Below are 15,025 nucleotides of genomic sequence, written 5' to 3' on the forward strand. Positions count from 1 at the left end.
GATTTTGGAAAAAACGCTGTGTTTGGCGCCCCCGCCCAAAGGTTCGCAACTTTTTGCCAGCTTAGGGGTTGCGCCTGTTCGCGGCTGCTACTAAACGCGGCCATAGTGCACCCGTAGCTCAGCTGGATAGAGTACCTGACTACGAATCAGGGGGTCAGAGGTTCGAATCCTCTCGGGTGCACCATTTTCCCAACCCGCCAATCTTTGTGATCTATGCGCAGCCCGGATGTTTCCCGTGTTGACACTGTGGTATCCGCATCGCAACGCTGGCGCAACGATGCGGGGAGCGGATATGGGCAGGCACGAGCAGTTGAAATTTCCGGTGATACGGACGGTTGGGCTGCAGGGCATGTTGGTGTCATTTGCAGATGCACTGAGCGAGCCATCGAACCGGGCGACACTGGGTTTTCAGGCGGCGCTGGCGCAGGTGGCGATAGAGGGCGTGATTGAAACCTCGACCTCGCTGGCATCAGTGTTTGTGCGGTTTGACCCGAGCTCCCTGTCCCATGATCAGCTGCGGGCGCAGCTGGAGAGCCTGTTGAGCGATCAAGACTGGTATGGCGCGCCGCTGCCCGAGGGGCGACGGTTCTGGCGGGTACCGACGGTCTATGGCACCGATCTGGCACCGCAACTGGCTGAGGCCGCCGATGCTGCCGGGATGAGCGAGGCGCAGGCGATTGACAGTCTCGGCTCGGCGCGGGTGCGGGTGCTGACCATCGGCTTTGCCGCCTCGCAGCCTTATTTGGGCACCTTGGGCGAGGAATGGGACCTGCCGCGCCAGACTGCGCTGACACCAAGGGTGCCGTCGGGCGCATTGGTGCAGGCGATCCGGCAGTTTGTGCTGTTCACCGCGCCGGCCCCAACCGGCTGGCGGCACGTTGGACAGACCGGCATGCGGCTGTTTCGCCCCGAGCGTGAAGATCCCTTTGCCCTGCGGGCGGGGGACGAGTTGATATTTGAGCCGGTGGCGCGGGCTGATCTTTTGCGCCTGCGCGAGGAAGACCCGGACAACGGCGGCGCTATTGTGTCCGAGATTACGTCATGAGCGGCTTTCGGGTGTTGCAGGCCGGGCCGGTTGTTTCGGTACAGGATATGGGGCGGCCGGGGTTGCTGGAGCGCGGCATTTCACAGGGTGGTGCTGCGGATGTGCTGGCGCTGGCTGAGGGTGCGGCGCTGCTGCGACAGGATGCCGGGCTGGCGGCGCTGGAAATGGGCGGCATTGGCGGCACGTTTGAGGCAACCGGGGCGCTGCGTATCGCGCTGACCGGGGCGCCGATGCAGGCAACACTGGAGGGTGTCGCCCTGGCCTGGAATGCTTCGCATCAGGTTGCAGCCGGGCAGAAACTGGTGATCGGAGCCGCCCGCCGTGGGGTCTATGGCTACCTGCATCTGGGCGGCGGCATTGCGACAGATCCCTTGCTGGGATCGCGGGCGGTGCATTTGATGGGCGGGATTGGCCGGGCGGCACAGGCGGGGGATCTGCTGCCCGCCGGGCCGGACACTGGCCGCGAGACGGGTCTGGGGATTACGCCCGAGGACCGGTTCGCGGGCGGCGTGTTGCGCATCGTCGAGAGCTTTCAGAGCAGCCTGTTCCCGGATGCGGTTCTGGCGCGTTTTGGCGAGACCGCGTTTGCGCGCGGTGGCCGGGCCAACCGCATGGGGGTGGAAATGGTCTCGGACGGGGCCGGTTTTTCGGCTGCGGGGCAGTTGAACATCCTGTCCGAGGTGATCGCGCCCGGTGATGTGCAGATGACCGGCGACGGCAAGCCCTTTGTGCTGCTGCGCGAGTGTCAGACCACCGGCGGCTATCCCCGTATTGGCACCGTGCTGCCCTGTGATCTGGCGCGGGTGGCGCAGGCCGGCCAGGGCGCGGCGCTGCGGTTTGAATGGGTGACGTTGCAGGACGGGCTGGAGATACAGGCCCGATACGACGCTCAGGTAAAAACGCTGCCGTCCCGTTGCGCGCCGCTGGTCCGCGACCCCGCTGAGATGGCAGATCTATTATCCTACCAATTGATCAGCGGCGCCGTCTCGGCTGGCGCTGATCCTTTCGACACTGGAGAGAACAGATGAGTAAATCGGTCGATTTGAATGCCGACATGGGCGAAAGCTTTGGTCCCTGGACCATGGGCGATGATGCGGCGCTGCTGGACATAATCTCCTCGGCCAATATCGCCTGTGGCTTTCATGCCGGTGACCCGGACGTGATGGCGGCCACCATGACCCGGGCAATCACCTGCGGCACCGGCATCGGATCACACCCCGGATTTGCCGATCTGCAGGGGTTTGGGCGGCGCAACATGAAGCTGTCCGAGGCCAACCTGAAGAACCTGGTGCGTTATCAGCTGGGGGCCTCGCGCGGCATGGCGGCGGCGCTGGGCGGCAAGGTCCGGCATCTGAAACTACACGGGGCGCTGGCCAATATGTGCAGCGTTGACGGCGATATGGCGCGGGCCTGTTACGAGGCGGCGCTGGAGGTGGACCCGGAGATCATCATCATGGTGCTGGCGGCCACCGCGATGGAGGATGTGGTGCGGGATCTGGGCTGCAACTGGGCCGGAGAGATCTTTGCCGATCGCGCGTATAATGATGACGCAACGCTGGTTGATCGCTCCATTCCCGGCGCGGTGATTCATGATCCGGCAGTGGCTGGCCCGCGTATTCTGCAGATGGTGCAAGAAGGCGCGATCATTACCGAAAGCGGCAAGCGCATCCCGACCTCAATCGACACGATTTGCCTGCATGGGGACACTCCGACTGCTGTGGCATTGGCTGGATCGGTGCGCGACAGCCTGACGGCGGGTGGCATTGATATCGCCCAGTTTACCGAACGGCGGGGCTGATTACCGGGCGGCGGGGCTGAATATCTGGACTTAGCCCGCCCCCTCTTCCGGTGGCGGGCTTTGGCGTCAATCCAGATCCGGGCGTTGCCCATAGTGTCATTTTGGGGATTATTGTGAGTAAAGATTAATATTGTTTGGCTTTATTTCAATGAGTTGCGCTGATTTATCAAAAATTGGATATTGGATGCTACCCAAAGAGCTGTTCTGCATAGTACAAGGTCTCGACCTATCAATTGACTGTCAGGACAATGCGCAATGAGCTTTCAGTTCTTCTCGGATAAAAACCGCCCGGTGCATCTGGGGCCTTTCCCGCTGGAACGGCTGGCGCGCGGGGGGATGCCTGATCTGGATGGCGTGCCGCGATTCCAGCCGCTGAATTTTCGCCGCCCAAAGCTGCCGGCCTCGATCGTCAATGCGATGGGCGAATATCAGGCGATGATGGATGCCATCCGCGATGGCATGGTCAACAAGGCCCGCGCCGACTGTCCGAGTGACCCGACCGAGCGGGCTGAGCATATCAAGGGGTTTGGCTATTTCTCGGATGCGGCGATGGTGGGGATTGGCCCGATGGTGGCCTCGGCGCGGCTGGATTTGCCTTACCGCAACCCTGACATTGACCGCTTGGCGCAAGACCTGAAAACCCGGCAGACCAAGACATTGGCAGCCGGCATCGATTTGATCATGGCGGATCTGAAAGAGGCGATGGTGGCGCCGCCAACCACCATTGGTGATCATTCGCGCGCCATTGTGTTTCTCTATGACATGCAGCGCGACCCAAAGACGGATGAGGCGGGCTGCGAGTGGCTGCAGGATGCGCAGGACCATCGCGCCTGCCTGCGCGCCAGTGAAACCGCCGTTGTGCTGGCCAATTACATCCGGTTGCTGGGCTGGGACGCCAAGGCGCATACCGGCACCTCGTCGGATGTGGATCTGAACCAGCTGGCGGTGGCGGCGGGCTTGGCTACGGTTGAAGATGGTCAGCTGGTGAACCCCTATTTAGGCAGCCGCTTTGGTATTGCAGTGGTGACCACCGATTTTGATCTGGCGATGGATTTGCCTTTGGTGGCGATGGATCAGCAGCCGCTGATGCAGATCAAGGGCCCGCGCTGGTGGCTCGGTCTCGGCTCGCAGCGCTCGGCGTTGAATGTCGATCCGTATCGCAACCGGGACTATAAGGATGGGGCGCACCCGTTTGAGACACTGACCCGGGTAGAGGCGCCAACCACTTATATCGACGAAGCGCATGTGGCGCGGGTGCCGAAGCGGTCTGACATGTTTGCCCGGGCGCAGTTCGGCGACATGGGCAAGGGCAACCAAAAGGCTGCGACCGGCGGGTTTTATGTCCGCAAGGCAGCGCCCTCGATGGCGCAGCGGCGGATGCTGGGGGCCTTTGTGCTGTTGCAGGATGGCGAGTCTGCCATCGGTCCGCGGCCAAGTGATGCCGCGCGCAACGCCGCCAATATCAAGGCGGCCAGCTATTGGCTGGGGATTGATGCGGTTGGTATCAGCCGCTGCCCGGACTGGACCTGGTACAGCCACGATGCCACCGGCGCCGAGATTGTACCCGAGCATGATCAGGCGATCAGCATGATTGTCGATCAGGGGTTTGAGACCACCGACGGCACCTCGGGCGATGACTGGATCGCGGTGGCGCAGTCGATGCGCGCCTATTTGCGGTTCTCATTGCTGGGCGGGGTGATTGCCCGCCAGATCCGCAATCTGGGCTACAAGGCCAAGGCGCATTCGGTGATGGACGGCGAGGTGCTGCAACCGCCGCTGCTGCTATTGTCCGGGCTGGGCGAGGTCAGCCGCATTGGCGAGGTGATCCTGAACCCGTTTCTGGGGCCACGGCTGAAGTCGGGCGTTGTCACCACCGACATGCCGATGGCACATGACAGGCCGATTGATTTTGGCCTGCAGACGTTCTGTGAAAGTTGCAATAAATGCGCCCGTGAATGTCCAGCGGGGGCGATCACCGCCGGCCCCAAGAAGATGTTCAACGGCTATGAGATCTGGAAGAGCGACAGCCAGAAATGCACCACCTACCGGATCACCACTCCGGGCGGGGCGATGTGTGGCCGCTGTATGAAGACCTGCCCGTGGAATCTGGAAGGGCTGTTTGCCGAGAAACCGTTTCGATGGGCGGCAATGAACCTGCCCAAGGCGGCGCCGGCGCTGGCCAGGCTGGACGATATGGTCGGCAACGGCGAAATGAACCCGGTCAAGAAATGGTGGTGGGATCTGGAGATGCAAGAGGACGGTGGCTATCGCCCAGCCCGCCACCCGGTCAACGCCCGTGCCCTGCAAAAGGATCTGAAACTGGTCCACGGAGATCAGACACTGGCGGTCTATCCGGCCAATCTGGCGCCGCATCCCTGGCCTTACCCGTTCCCAATGGACCGCGAGGCCGGGATCGAGGCCTATCAGGCAATGATCACGGCCGAGGACTACAAGGCGCGCAGGGCGCGGGGTGAGAGCGGCGATTGGCAGCATATCTATAGTAGCGGCTCTGACAGTCCGGTGCTGCCGGTGGTGATATCAGCGGCCAAAGCCATGAGTCCCGATGTCACTAAGTATGAGTTCCGCAGTCTTGACGGCTCGGACCTGCCCGACTGGGCGGCGGGGGCGCATCTGGATATCGTGGTGGCGCCGGAGTTCCTGCGGCAATATTCGATGTCGGGTGATCCGGCGGACCGCAGTCGCTATCAGATCGGGGTGCTGCGCGAAGAGCAGGGCCGGGGGGGATCAGCGCTGCTGCACCGAATTTTCGCCGAGGGGCGGCGGATTTTCATTTCCAAGCCGATCAATCACTTCCCGCTGGATGACAGCGCCAGCAAGAGTTTCCTGATGGGTGGCGGCATTGGCATCACCCCGATGATTGCCATGGCGCATGAGCTCTATGCCAAGGGTCGGGCGTTTGAGCTGCATTATTCACTCTCCTCCCGGTCCGGGGCTGGTTATGTGGACGAACTTGCCGCGATGCCCTGGGCAGAGCATGTCACGCTGCATGTCTCGGACCAGGGCGGGCGGGCGGATCTGGACGCGGTATTGAGCGGCTACCGCGACGGCTGGCATCTCTATACCTGCGGTCCCGATCGTTACATGGATGCGGTGATGACAGCGGCTGAACGCCAAGGGTTCCCGGAGCAGGCGCGGCATCTGGAGTTCTTTTCGGTGCCGGAGCTGCCCGAATATGAAAACCATGATTTCACCCTGAAACTGGCGCGCTCGGGGCGGCAGATCCTGATCCCGGCGGATCGGTCGGCAACGGATGTGTTGGCTGAAGCGGGAGTGCATGTGGATGTGAAATGCGCCGACGGTATCTGCGGCGTTTGCAAATGTGGGCTGGTCTCTGGTGCGGTTGAGCACCGGGATTTTGTCCTGTCCAAAGCCCAGCAGCAGACCGAAGTGGTGCTGTGTCAGTCGCGCGCCGCTGATCGGGATGGGGTGATTGTTGTCGACCTATAGCTCTTGGCGAAGCGACCAACGGCTCCCGCCCGCGGCCCCCTGCATCAAAGATGCCCGGTCCGCCGTTGGGCCGGGCGCCAAGCGGGGCTTGGCGCGGCGCAGCGCTTGGGGGTCGTTTTGAGATCAATTTGTGCAGGGTGCTCGGGCAGGGTGCTTGGGCGGGGCCACAAAGGGCAGGGGGGTATTCGGGCGGGTGTACAAAGGGCGGATATACCTGACTTGACAGGCCATGCCGCCGCAGGGACAGTCTTGGCATCCCGCGGCAGACTTTATTTTGCCACCAATATATTTTGAGAGAAGCATGGAATTATTTCCCACCGGTTCGCGACCGTCCAAGCGCGGCGATCCAGATTGGTTTTTAGGTCAGGTTTGGCTGGAGCCGATCCTCGCCGCACCGGCGCCATCCAGAAACCGATCTGTCCGGGTCACCTTTGAGCCGGGCGCCCGCACCGCCTGGCACAGTCATCCGTTGGGTCAAACTGTCTATGTGATCTCGGGGGCTGGATTGATCGGCCGTCGTGACGCGCCACCACAGGTTCTGGGTGCCGGAGATACGGTTTGGATCGCTCCGGGGCAAGAGCACTGGCATGGGGCCGCGCCAGGCTCAGGATTGCAGCAAATTGCCATACAGGAAGCCGAAAGTGGTTTTGTGACCACCTGGATGGAGCATGTGCCCGATGAGGACTATCTGGCGCCCCCAAGATGAGCCTGAGCATGAGCCCGAGCGCCAGCGGCGACGCAGCTCAGAGTGAGCGTCGGCCCGCCCGGTGGTTTCCCAGCTGTCGTGCCTGATGGGCCAATTGGCGGATTTCACCCCAGCGCTCCTCTATGATCATCTGGGCTGGAGCCACCCAGCTGCCGCCAACACAGGCCACATTTGCCAGCGCCAGATAGTCCCGGGCGTTCTCCTGCGAGAGACCTCCAGCCGGGCAAAAATGAACCTGTGGCAGCGGCGCCCCAAAGGCGCGCAGGGCGGCCAGACCTCCGGCGGCAGCGGCGGGGAAGAATTTCATCAGATCAAAGCCACGATCCAGCAGGTGCATGACCTCGGTGGCACTTGCGGCGCCCGGCAGCAGCGGCAGGTCCAGGTCTTCGCAGCAGTCGATCACAGGAGGGGTGGCGCCGGGGGAGACCGCAAATGTGGCGCCGGCCTGCTTGGCCTCGCGGGCCTGTTTTGGGTTCAGCACGGTGCCCGCCCCGATCGTGGCTCCGGGCACCCGGACCATCAGGGATATCGCCTGCAGCGCCACCGCGCTGCGCAGAGTCACCTCCAGCACCGGCAATCCGCCTGCAACCAGGGCTTCGGCCAGCGGCACCGCATGGGCCAAGTCCTTGATCACCAGCACCGGGATCACCGGGGCCTGATGGCAGAGCATATGCATGGAGGGCGTTGGCCGGGTTTTGTTTTGTGCGATGGCTCGGGTCATCAGCGGGCCCCGACAGTTGCGGTTGGTTGGGGATGCGTTCGCGCCGATGTCGTTGCATGGACCAAAGCGATCAATGGCGCACAAAGCCTGCTGCCCTGCGCAGCCATGGCCCCGTTTAGGCACGCCAAATTCGGTGCCTCTGCTGTCAGCGCCGATTGCATCATGTCTGCGTCATGTCCATGCCCACCTTCGAGTCAGGAGCTAGGGCATGTGGGCAAAAGGTAAATGCCTGATGAGCTTTGGGTGAGAGGCGATCAAATGGCCCGGCAGTGCCGACGAGCCCCGATCATCCGGCGGCCTGGCAGCGCCGCTCAGACCGGCAGTCGGTTCGCCGGTGGCGGCGCTTGCGAGGCCGGACAGGGGGCGATTCGCATGCGGGTGACTTCAGCGACGGCGACACTGAGCGATCCGCAGGGTCTCGGTTTTGCCTGAATGGTGATGAAACGGCGCGGCTCAGTTGCGGGTTTCTAGTGGCTGCGCTGACGCTTTCCACAAGATCTGGTGGTCCGATGGGGGTGGGCCCGTTTCAGGCCAGGTTTTCCCCTGCGATAACGCGGTCAAAATACGGAGGAAGTCTCTGTAGTTGATTGATTTCATGAATTTATTCACTCGTTTGGAAAAAAGATGCTGTTTGCGTAATTTAGCTGTTGCGGGCTGGGTGCGATAACCCTAGAACCCCCCCTACCGGCGGCGCAGATGTGCTACCGGGGACGCTTCGGAGAGACGGGGGATGGAGATTGGGGTTGAAGCGGGCGTGCTGAGAGATTGGCGCATCGGTTTGATTTTGGTCTCTGGGGCTTACGGGCCTAGGACCTTTGGTCTGTTGCTCTTTGAAAATTTATATATCTGAAGAGATATGTGGGCGGTTTGGTTCATTCGATGGATCAACCTGTGCATATATCAACGCTGGTAGGGTCGTATATGCATACGAACCGATGACCAGTGTCAGCTTCACTGTTTGGAGGGTTTCGGTTTCTTTTGAAACTGAAGCACAACCAAACGGTTAAACTGTCCCATTTGAACAATGGGACGATATGTGCAGAGGTTCGACGTCAAGGACACGATCGCAAGATCGTTTCAACTTGAGAGTTTGATCCTGGCTCAGAACGAACGCTGGCGGCAGGCCTAACACATGCAAGTCGAGCGCAATCCTTCGGGATCGAGCGGCGGACGGGTTAGTAACGCGTGGGAATGTACCCTTCTCTACGGAATAGCCTCGGGAAACTGAGAGTAATACCGTATACGCCCTTTTGGGGAAAGATTTATCGGAGAAGGATCAGCCCGCGTAAGATTAGATAGTTGGTGGGGTAATGGCCTACCAAGTCTACGATCTTTAGCTGGTTTTAGAGGATGATCAGCAACACTGGGACTGAGACACGGCCCAGACTCCTACGGGAGGCAGCAGTGGGGAATCTTGGACAATGGGCGCAAGCCTGATCCAGCCATGCCGCGTGTGTGATGAAGGCCTTAGGGTCGTAAAGCACTTTCGCTAGAGATGATAATGACAGTATCTAGTAAAGAAGTCCCGGCTAACTCCGTGCCAGCAGCCGCGGTAATACGGAGGGGACTAGCGTTGTTCGGAATTACTGGGCGTAAAGCGTACGTAGGCGGATCAGAAAGTATGGGGTGAAATCCCAGGGCTCAACCCTGGAACTGCCTCATAAACTCCTGGTCTAGAGTTCGAGAGAGGTGAGTGGAATTCCGAGTGTAGAGGTGAAATTCGTAGATATTCGGAGGAACACCAGTGGCGAAGGCGGCTCACTGGCTCGATACTGACGCTGAGGTACGAAAGTGTGGGGAGCAAACAGGATTAGATACCCTGGTAGTCCACACCGTAAACGATGAATGCCAGTCGTCGGGTAGCATGCTATTCGGTGACACACCTAACGGATTAAGCATTCCGCCTGGGGAGTACGGTCGCAAGATTAAAACTCAAAGGAATTGACGGGGGCCCGCACAAGCGGTGGAGCATGTGGTTTAATTCGAAGCAACGCGCAGAACCTTACCAACCCTTGACATCCTATGACAACTCCAGAGATGGAGCCTTCCTTCGGGACATAGTGACAGGTGCTGCATGGCTGTCGTCAGCTCGTGTCGTGAGATGTTCGGTTAAGTCCGGCAACGAGCGCAACCCACATCTTTAGTTGCCAGCAGGTTAAGCTGGGCACTCTAGAGAAACTGCCCGTGATAAGCGGGAGGAAGGTGTGGATGACGTCAAGTCCTCATGGCCCTTACGGGTTGGGCTACACACGTGCTACAATGGCAGTGACAATGGGTTAATCCCAAAAAACTGTCTCAGTTCGGATTGGGGTCTGCAACTCGACCCCATGAAGTCGGAATCGCTAGTAATCGCGTAACAGCATGACGCGGTGAATACGTTCCCGGGCCTTGTACACACCGCCCGTCACACCATGGGAGTTGGGTCTACCCGAAGGCCGTGCGCCAACCTGGCAACAGGAGGCAGCGGACCACGGTGGGTTCAGCGACTGGGGTGAAGTCGTAACAAGGTAGCCGTAGGGGAACCTGCGGCTGGATCACCTCCTTTCTAAGGATGTTTCTAGCCAGATCAGCTTGCTGATCTCGTGAAACACTTAGCAGATCTCCGCTTCTCACGAAGCGGCGCCCGAAATGGGTGTATGATCATAGAGACGCAAGTCTCAGTTTGGGATCGCAAGATCTCAGACAGAGCCAGGCCGTCCTCATATCTCTTCAGAAACACGCGGCAGCAGCCGTTATCGGCAGCTGTTCGGTGACATAACCACTGAGTGCTGCTCGCACACTGGTTTTGTTTTGCTTATGCAGAATGAAAATCGGGTCGGTAGCTCAGGTGGTTAGAGCGCACGCCTGATAAGCGTGAGGTCGGAGGTTCAAGTCCTCCTCGACCCACCACCCCACTTTCCGCTTCGCGGACAAGTGGGAATAACAGGTCCTCTTGGTGACAAGCGACAGGGTAGTCTACGCAGTGGACTGTCCCGACAGCGGGTCTCAGGATTACACCCTGCCTCGCAGAACATGACTGAGTGCTTCTCGCAGACTTTCCCTGAAAGTCGGCTGCCAGCACGCCCAGTCAATTTGCGGCGCAAATTAACTGGGGCCTTAGCTCAGCTGGGAGAGCGCCTGATTTGCATTCAGGAGGTCAGGAGTTCGATCCTCCTAGGCTCCACCAATTTACTTTGATTAGATCTTCAAGCATTCCTTTGAATGTTTGAACGTCCAATCGGACGTGGCTTCGCAAGAAGCCTTGACATCGTTTAGAGAGATATAATCAACAATACTGTTGGTCGCCCGAGTAAGGGAGAGACCTCAGATTGGTGCTGATCTTCCCTTCGGGGGCGTGATGCAAGCCTGTACGACATCTGTTTCCTCGGATGTTTATGGGTATGCCGGACTGAAACGACGGTGTTGTCCAAGTCAAGTAAACTAACCCGAGTACGTTCTTCAGTCACCTCCCGCACGGATGGTGATTGCATACGGGACGTGCTCAAATTGTTCGCATCATTACTATGGTGCGAGCGGGAAAGTATGCTTTTGATATCAGAGATATATGGGAACAGTTTCTTACCAGCTTCTGTTCTCTGATTGACGCAAGTCTTTCTATTTCTGGATCAAATCAAGCGCGAAAAGGGCGTTTGGTGAATGCCTTGGCAGTAAGAGGCGATGAAAGACGTGATACTCTGCGATAAGTCATGGGGAGCTGAGAATAAGCTTTGATCCATGAATTTCTGAATGGGGCAACCCACCTGATACTTTCTTATTTATACTACTTTGTTGAGACTACGAAAGGGTTCGCCCTCAAGTAGCGCTCCGCGCGGTAGGGCAAAATAAGTTGGTAAACCAGGTATTTTTAACCTGAATACATAGGGTTAAAAAGGCAAACCCGGGGAACTGAAACATCTAAGTACCCGGAGGAAAGGAAATCAATATGATACTCCCCTAGTAGCGGCGAGCGAACGGGGACCAGCCGAGCCAGATGAGTGAGAAGAACATGTTGGGAAGCATGACCATAGCGGGTGATAGTCCCGTATTCTAAGCTCTGATGGACGTATTAAGTAGGGCGGAACACGTGAAATTCTGTCTGAAGATCGGAGGACCACCTTCGAAGGCTAAGTACTCCTTACTGACCGATAGTGAACCAGTACCGTGAGGGAAAGGTGAAAAGCACCCCGACGAGGGGAGTGAAACAGTACCTGAAACCGAACGCCTACAATCAGTTGGAGGGCCCCAATGATCTTCGGATCCGGAGGCCTGACAGCGTACCTTTTGTATAATGGGTCATCGACTTGGTCTCACAAGCAAGCTTAAGCCGTTAGGTGTAGGCGCAGCGAAAGCGAGTCTTAATAGGGCGCATGAGTTTGTGGGATCAGACCCGAAACCGAGTGATCTTGGCATGGCCAGGTTGAAGGTGCAGTAACATGCACTGGAGGACCGAACCCACATCTGTTGAAAAAGATCGGGATGAGCTGTGCCAAGGGGTGAAAGGCCAATCAAACTCGGAGATAGCTGGTTCTCTGCGAAATCTATTTAGGTAGAGCGTCATCCGAATACCCTCGGGGGTAGAGCACTGGATGGGCAATGGGGGCATACAGCCTTACTGACCCTAACCAAACTCCGAATACCGAGGAGTACTAGATGGCAGACACACTGCGGATGCTAACGTCCGTAGTGAAGAGGGAAACAACCCTGACCTCCGGCTAAGGCCCCTAATTCATGGCTAAGTGGGAAAGCAGGTGGGACGACCAAAACAACCAGGAGGTTGGCTTAGAAGCAGCCATCCTTTAAAGATAGCGTAACAGCTCACTGGTCTAAATAAGTTGTCCTGCGGCGAAGATGTAACGGGGCTCAAGCCATGAGCCGAAGCCGAGGATGCACGTAAGTGCATGGTAGCAGAGCGTAGTGTGACATAGATCCTATCCTCTTTAGTGTCCTTCGGGGCATTTTGGAGGACCGGATCTTTCGATGAAGCCGGGGCGTAAGCCATCCGGTGGAGAGATCACTAGTGAGAATGATGACATGAGTAGCGACAAAGAGTGTGAGAGACACTCTCGCCGAAAATCCAAGGGTTCCTGCTTAAAGCTAATCTGAGCAGGGTAAGCCGACCCCTAAGGCGAGGCCGAAAGGCGTAGTCGATGGGAACCAGGTTAATATTCCTGGGCCAGGAAGTGGTGACGGATCTCAGAGGTAGTTCATCCTTATCGGATTGAATGGGCTGCTGAGAGGTCCCTGGAAATAGCCCTTCCATGAGATCGTACCCTAAACCGACACAGGTGGATAGGTAGAGAATACCAAGGCGCTTGAGAGAACTATGTTGAAGGAACTCGGCAAAATACCTCCGTAAGTTCGCGAGAAGGAGGCCCGGTTTCTACGCAAGTGGAAGCTGGGGGCACAAACCAGGGGGTGGCGACTGTTTATTAAAAACACAGGGCTCTGCGAAGTCGTAAGACGACGTATAGGGTCTGACGCCTGCCCGGTGCCTGAAGGTTAAAAGGAGGGGTGAGAGCTCTGAATTGAAGCCCAGGTAAACGGCGGCCGTAACTATAACGGTCCTAAGGTAGCGAAATTCCTTGTCGGGTAAGTTCCGACCTGCACGAATGGCGTAACGACTTCCCCGCTGTCTCCAACATAGACTCAGCGAAATTGAATTGCCTGTCAAGATGCAGGCTTCCCGCGGTTAGACGGAAAGACCCCGTGCACCTTTACTACAGCTTCACATTGGCATTAGGCCGAGCATGTGCAGGATAGGTGGTGGGCTTCGAAACCAAAACGCTAGTTTTGGTGGAGCCTCCCTTGAGATACCACCCTTGCTCTGCTTGATGTCTAACCGCGGTCCGTTATCCGGATCCGGGACCCTGTGTGGCGGGTAGTTTGACTGGGGCGGTCGCCTCCTAAAGCGTAACGGAGGCGCGCGAAGGTTGGCTCAGACCGGTCGGAAATCGGTCGTTGAGTGCAATGGCAGAAGCCAGCCTGACTGCGAGACTGACAAGTCGAGCAGAGACGAAAGTCGGTCATAGTGATCCGGTGGTCCCGAGTGGAAGGGCCATCGCTCAACGGATAAAAGGTACGCCGGGGATAACAGGCTGATACTGCCCAAGAGTCCATATCGACGGCAGTGTTTGGCACCTCGATGTCGGCTCATCTCATCCTGGGGCTGGAGCAGGTCCCAAGGGTACGGCTGTTCGCCGTTTAAAGAGGTACGTGAGCTGGGTTTAGAACGTCGTGAGACAGTTCGGTCCCTATCTGCCGTGGGTGTAGGATACTTGAGAGGAGTTGCCCCTAGTACGAGAGGACCGGGGTGAACGAACCACTGGTGGACCAGTTGTCGTGCCAACGGCAGTGCTGGGTAGCTATGTTCGGACAGGATAACCGCTGAAGGCATCTAAGCGGGAAGCCCCCCTCAAAACAAGGTATCCCTGAGGGCCGAGGTAGACCACCTCGTCGATAGGCCAGAGATGTAAGCGTGGTAACACGTTCAGTTGACTGGTACTAATTGCCCGATAGGCTTGATTTGATCCAGTAATAGACAGACTGTTAGCAATAACAAAAACTCTGTGAACGACAATCAAAGCATACATTCCAACCGTGTCTTAAGGTCGCCATAACTGGCGGCAAGACACGTATCAGACTATACAAGACTTGGACAAAACGGAGTGACTTGCCGTCGGCAAACACTCCGGAGTTGATGCAGGAACGCGCCTTTGCTTCGCAAAGACACTGTCTCCTGCTCGGCGCGCTTGCTCTGCAAGCTCGCCGTATATCTCTCCAAAGCGGGGATTTTCCTCGGTTTGGTGGTCATAGCGCAAGTGAAACACCCGGTCCCATCCCGAACCCGGAAGTTAAGCACTGTTGCGCCGATGGTACTGCATCTTAAGGTGTGGGAGAGTAGGGCACCGCCAAACCTAGAAAAATCCCCAACGATAACAAACAATACCTTCAGAACAAACCATCGTCCTGAAGCACCACAGTCTCGCCGCACATCGCAAGAGAGACTGACCTGGGCTCAAGCAGCGTAAGCGGTAGCCCAAACAAAACTGTCGCGGGATGGAGCAGCCCGGTAGCTCGTCAGGCTCATAACCTGAAGGTCGTAGGTTCAAATCCTACTCCCGCAACCAATATAACACAGACAAATTACAACACGTTACACCCCGCTTCGGCGGGGTTGTTTGCGTTTAGGTTTCGCGTGTGGAAGCATGCGGAGCCAGTTCGAAGCGTGGCTACCGTGCAACAGGTGCAAACAGGCGGGTAAGGGGTTAACGGCCCATCAGCGGCCATTCGTGCCAATCACGTCTAACG

The 15,025-nt window shown here is 58.0% G+C and carries 7 protein-coding genes, 4 tRNA genes and 3 rRNA genes; 13 read left to right on the forward strand and 1 reads right to left on the reverse strand.

Annotated features, from left to right (window positions below):
- The first annotated feature begins 107 nt into the window (after positions 1 to 107).
- From QPJ95_RS10580 to QPJ95_RS10605, 6 genes are all read left to right on the forward strand, one after another.
- Positions 108 to 184: transfer RNA gene (locus QPJ95_RS10580), tRNA-Arg, on the forward strand.
- Between the two features lie 108 nt (positions 185 to 292).
- Positions 293 to 1,045 carry a 5-oxoprolinase subunit B family protein gene (locus tag QPJ95_RS10585; RefSeq protein ID WP_270920074.1) on the forward strand — a complete coding sequence of 251 codons (753 nt, stop codon included), beginning with the start codon at positions 293 to 295 and terminating at the stop codon, positions 1,043 to 1,045.
- The gene (locus QPJ95_RS10590; RefSeq protein ID WP_270920067.1) at positions 1,042 to 2,073 is read left to right on the forward strand and encodes a 5-oxoprolinase subunit C family protein; all 1,032 of its coding nucleotides are present in this window, start codon (positions 1,042 to 1,044) and stop codon (positions 2,071 to 2,073) included. The genes QPJ95_RS10585 and QPJ95_RS10590 overlap by 4 nt, the downstream gene beginning before the upstream one ends.
- On the forward strand, positions 2,070 to 2,843 hold the full coding sequence (locus QPJ95_RS10595; RefSeq protein WP_270920068.1) for a LamB/YcsF family protein: 774 nt from the start codon (positions 2,070 to 2,072) through the stop codon (positions 2,841 to 2,843). Before QPJ95_RS10590 ends, QPJ95_RS10595 begins: the two co-directional genes overlap by 4 nt.
- Before the next feature lie 255 nt (positions 2,844 to 3,098).
- Positions 3,099 to 6,311, forward strand: a complete 3,213-nt coding sequence (locus QPJ95_RS10600) for a 4Fe-4S dicluster domain-containing protein (protein WP_270920069.1) — start codon at positions 3,099 to 3,101, stop codon at positions 6,309 to 6,311.
- A 301-nt stretch (positions 6,312 to 6,612) separates the two neighbouring features.
- Complete coding sequence (locus QPJ95_RS10605; protein WP_270920070.1) at positions 6,613 to 7,017, forward strand: (R)-mandelonitrile lyase; 405 nt, start codon at positions 6,613 to 6,615, stop codon at positions 7,015 to 7,017.
- Positions 7,018 to 7,054: 37 nt separating this feature from the next.
- Here the strand turns inward: QPJ95_RS10605 and eda are convergent, their stop codons facing one another.
- Positions 7,055 to 7,738, reverse strand: a complete 684-nt coding sequence (gene eda / locus QPJ95_RS10610) for a bifunctional 4-hydroxy-2-oxoglutarate aldolase/2-dehydro-3-deoxy-phosphogluconate aldolase (protein WP_270920071.1) — start codon at positions 7,736 to 7,738, stop codon at positions 7,055 to 7,057.
- A 225-nt stretch (positions 7,739 to 7,963) separates the two neighbouring features.
- Here eda and QPJ95_RS10615 point away from each other — a divergent pair, with 225 nt between their 5' ends.
- From QPJ95_RS10615 to QPJ95_RS10645, 7 genes are all read left to right on the forward strand, one after another.
- Entirely contained in the window at positions 7,964 to 8,170 is a 207-nt protein-coding gene (locus QPJ95_RS10615; protein ID WP_270920072.1) for a hypothetical protein, read from the forward strand.
- Between the two features lie 646 nt (positions 8,171 to 8,816).
- Positions 8,817 to 10,283, forward strand: a 16S ribosomal RNA gene (locus QPJ95_RS10620).
- Between the two features lie 267 nt (positions 10,284 to 10,550).
- Positions 10,551 to 10,627 (forward strand) — tRNA-Ile (locus tag QPJ95_RS10625).
- 201 nt (positions 10,628 to 10,828) lie between these two features.
- Positions 10,829 to 10,904: transfer RNA gene (locus QPJ95_RS10630), tRNA-Ala, on the forward strand.
- 442 nt (positions 10,905 to 11,346) lie between these two features.
- Positions 11,347 to 14,243: ribosomal RNA gene (locus QPJ95_RS10635) — 23S ribosomal RNA — on the forward strand.
- A gap of 273 nt (positions 14,244 to 14,516) precedes the next feature.
- Positions 14,517 to 14,631: ribosomal RNA gene (gene rrf / locus QPJ95_RS10640) — 5S ribosomal RNA — on the forward strand.
- Together the 16S, 23S and 5S rRNA genes with 3 tRNA genes alongside form the textbook arrangement of a ribosomal RNA operon.
- Before the next feature lie 136 nt (positions 14,632 to 14,767).
- A tRNA-Met gene (locus QPJ95_RS10645) sits at positions 14,768 to 14,844 on the forward strand.
- The last annotated feature ends 181 nt before the right edge of the window (positions 14,845 to 15,025 follow it).

This window comes from Parasedimentitalea psychrophila (genome assembly GCF_030285785.1).
Taxonomy (GTDB): Bacteria; Pseudomonadota; Alphaproteobacteria; order Rhodobacterales; family Rhodobacteraceae; genus Parasedimentitalea; species Parasedimentitalea psychrophila.

Bases quoted from the DNA above. Each gene is read 5' to 3' on its own strand.
- QPJ95_RS10585 (WP_270920074.1), top strand. From the start codon at position 293: ATGGGCAGGCACGAGCAGTTGAAATTTCCGGTGATACGGACGGTTGGG.
- QPJ95_RS10590 (WP_270920067.1), top strand. From the start codon at position 1,042: ATGAGCGGCTTTCGGGTGTTGCAGGCCGGGCCGGTTGTTTCGGTACAG.
- QPJ95_RS10595 (WP_270920068.1), top strand. From the start codon at position 2,070: ATGAGTAAATCGGTCGATTTGAATGCCGACATGGGCGAAAGCTTTGGT.
- QPJ95_RS10600 (WP_270920069.1), top strand. From the start codon at position 3,099: ATGAGCTTTCAGTTCTTCTCGGATAAAAACCGCCCGGTGCATCTGGGG.
- QPJ95_RS10605 (WP_270920070.1), top strand. From the start codon at position 6,613: ATGGAATTATTTCCCACCGGTTCGCGACCGTCCAAGCGCGGCGATCCA.
- eda (WP_270920071.1), bottom strand. From the start codon at position 7,738: ATGACCCGAGCCATCGCACAAAACAAAACCCGGCCAACGCCCTCCATG.
- QPJ95_RS10615 (WP_270920072.1), top strand. From the start codon at position 7,964: ATGCCTGATGAGCTTTGGGTGAGAGGCGATCAAATGGCCCGGCAGTGC.